Below are 2,594 nucleotides of genomic sequence, written 5' to 3'. Positions count from 1 at the left end.
CTTCTCGCCCTATGGCGAGGAGACGCGCACGCTGGTGCGCGGCGGCCATGGCGCGACGGCGGAAGCGAGGCGCGTGTCGCGCATGCCGGCAGCGCACCCGGAAGGCTACATCGAGGCCTTCGCCAATTTCTACCGTGACGCCGCCGACATCATCCGCGCGCATCGATCGGGTGGCGCGGTCGATGCCGCGCGGGCAGCGCAGGTGCCCGACGTGGTCGACGGCGCGCGTGGCGTGAAGTTCGTGGCGGCGGCGGTGGAGTCGAACGCGGCTGGAGGAGCTTGGACGCAGGCGAGGCTTGGTTGAGGGGCAATCGCACTCTTGACGGCTTGCCAAACTCAGCCTCCGATGGCCGCAAACGCAGTTTGATAAAGCCGCCTCGGTGAACCATGAAGCGCGCGCAGATCGAAGAGCAGAACCGTTACCTCCTGCGGCGCCAGCGCGAATTCCGCCAGGCCGCCGATGTCGTCACGCAGTCCTGGATGGCGTTCCCCGAGATCAAGGCGATCGCTGTCATCGGCTCGGTGGCGAAACCGCTCTGGAAGGAGATTCCGAGGTTCAGCGACTTCCGCCGCGCGGGTATCGATGTTTGGCATGAATGCAGCGACCTCGACCTGGCTGTCTGGGTCGACTCGCAACACCGGCTTGGCGAGTTGCGCCGTAAGGGCGCCGCGGCGCTGCGGCAGGCGTTCGAGGCCGGGCTTGGCATCAGTGTCGCCGACCATCAACTCGACGTTTTCCTGTTCGAGCCCGGCAGCGACCACTACCTTGGCCGGCTTTGCTCCTTCAACCGCTGTCCGAAGGGAAATCGGGATTGTCTGGTTCCCGGCTGCGGGGCGATGCCCTTCAACAAGCGCATCGCGGATTTCCGGCCCTACGCCGATTTGTTGGAGCCGGTCACATATTCTACCCTCTACCAGCGCGATCGCGGTTTACTGCGTTCAGCGCTTGAATTGCCGAACGTCGATGAGGCTGGCTAAGCGACTCCCGCAAACTAGCCCTTGATCGCGACGTGCGTCCGGCGCGCCTCCCGTGAGCCGGTCAAGGTCGGGGCCGCCTGGGCGTGGAATGCTTGGGCGGCTCGTCATTCTCATCGGGATTGGGGATCGGCGCCTCATCGGGAAGCCGATCCGGATCCGGCTCGCGCATCGGCTTGGGTTCCGGGATGGGCGGAGGCGTGGGCACCGGCGTTGGAGACGGGTCCGGATTGGGGAGAATGGCCATCGCTTTTTCCTTCCGCTCGGCGCCTTGGCAGGCTCTACGCGATCCCGACAAGCGGGATGTCCTGCCCGACCTGAAAATGATGGAGGCGATCGCCGTATTCAGACGGTTTCGTCAGGAGCGATCGGCGGCGCAAGCTGGCAGAACGGCCGCGCCAGCGGATCGTTCCCACACGATCGCGCCGCGAGAACGATCAAATGATTCCGCGGGTCCGTTTCGGCCCTTGCCGGCGTTGGGCGGCGCCTTAGTTCCCAGTGTGGGCGGGTGATCATCTGTCGATACAGGAGACGGCCGTGAAGCACCAAACCCTTGACCAAATCAACGCCGTTGCCGACGTTCAGGCCGAAGCACCGGCTCTCATCGCCAACCGGGGCCAGCGCCTTGAGCGCTGGGCGCAACTTCTCGAACAAAGCCCCAGCCGCCGCCTCACGGCGTTGGCGGGCACCGAATACGCTCCACCCGACGTGCGTGAAAGAATGCGCACCGACGGATCGGCGATCACCGTCGCATTCGAAGATCCGATCTTCCGTGCGCAGGGCCTGCAGGATGACTCGTATGGCGAAGCCAAGCGCTTCTTCGAGATGAGCGACTGGCAACTGCATGAGGTTGTCTGCCATTGTCATGTCGGCGCCAACATGCCGGCGCGCTGGGCGGCGTCGCGCGTGCGCGCGGCGGTCTCTCCGGGTGCGGGCATCCTTGCGTGGCTGAGAGCTGTGTTCATGCACTAGGCGTGCACCTACGCACCGGGGCGTTGGTTCGAGATCTTGATAGGAGTAACGGAGATCTGGCGAGTTCTCCGCCCTCCTTGCGTTAGCGGTCGATCTCGCCGAAGACGATGTCGAGCGAACCGATGATCGCCGCGACATCCGCCACCATGTGCCCGCGCGACAGGAAATCGATCGCCTGCAGATGGGCGAAGGATGGCGCCCGTATCTTGCAGCGATAGGGAATGTTGCCGCCGTCGGAGACCAGATAGACGCCGAACTCGCCCTTCGGCGCCTCAACCGCGGCGTAGACCTCGCCACGCGGCACGCGGTGTCCTTCGGTATAAAGCTTGAAATGATGGATGGTCGCTTCCATGGAGCGCTTCATGGTGGCGCGCGGCGGCGGTGTGATCTTCTGATTGGCAACCGCGACCGGACCCTGGCCGTCGGCTGAGCGCAGCTTCTGCAGGCACTGCCGCATGATGCTCACCGACTGGCGCATCTCTTCCATGCGTACCAGATAGCGGTCGTAGCAGTCGCCGTTCTTGCCGACCGGGATATCGAACTCCATCTCGGGATAGCATTCATAGGGCTGCGCCTTGCGCAGGTCCCAGGCGGCGCCCGAGCCGCGCACCATGGGCCCGGAGAAACCCAACGCCCATGCGTCATCG

Annotated in this window: 3 protein-coding genes and 2 pseudogenes; 3 read left to right on the top strand and 2 right to left on the bottom strand. The window is 64.6% G+C overall.

Features of this window, described 5'->3' with window-relative positions; all coding sequences use genetic code 11:
* Both EOA27_RS31325 and EOA27_RS31320 read left to right on the top strand, forming a co-directional pair.
* Positions 1-304, top strand: a pseudogene (locus EOA27_RS31325) (gfo/Idh/MocA family oxidoreductase); the annotation flags it as partial.
* 83 nt (positions 305-387) lie between these two features.
* Positions 388-978 (top strand): hypothetical protein, encoded by a 591-nt coding sequence (locus tag EOA27_RS31320; protein WP_126081255.1) that lies wholly within the window; start codon positions 388-390, stop codon positions 976-978.
* 61 nt (positions 979-1,039) lie between these two features.
* On the opposite strand, the gene EOA27_RS42500 is transcribed toward EOA27_RS31320, so the two are convergent.
* Complete coding sequence (locus EOA27_RS42500) at positions 1,040-1,222, bottom strand: hypothetical protein (RefSeq protein WP_126081256.1); 183 nt, start codon at positions 1,220-1,222, stop codon at positions 1,040-1,042.
* 290 nt (positions 1,223-1,512) lie between these two features.
* On the opposite strand from EOA27_RS42500, the gene EOA27_RS31310 reads away from it, so the two are divergent.
* Entirely contained in the window at positions 1,513-1,947 is a 435-nt protein-coding gene (locus EOA27_RS31310; RefSeq protein ID WP_126081257.1) for a hypothetical protein, read from the top strand.
* 82 nt (positions 1,948-2,029) lie between these two features.
* On the opposite strand, the pseudogene EOA27_RS31305 reads toward EOA27_RS31310, so the two are convergent.
* Positions 2,030-2,594 (bottom strand): annotated as a pseudogene (locus EOA27_RS31305) (NADH-quinone oxidoreductase subunit D); the annotation flags it as partial.

Origin of the sequence: Mesorhizobium sp. M2A.F.Ca.ET.037.01.1.1 (assembly GCF_003998075.1) — a bacterium.
Lineage (GTDB): Bacteria > Pseudomonadota > Alphaproteobacteria > Rhizobiales > Rhizobiaceae > Mesorhizobium.
This window is presented reverse-complemented; position numbering and strand designations above follow the sequence as displayed.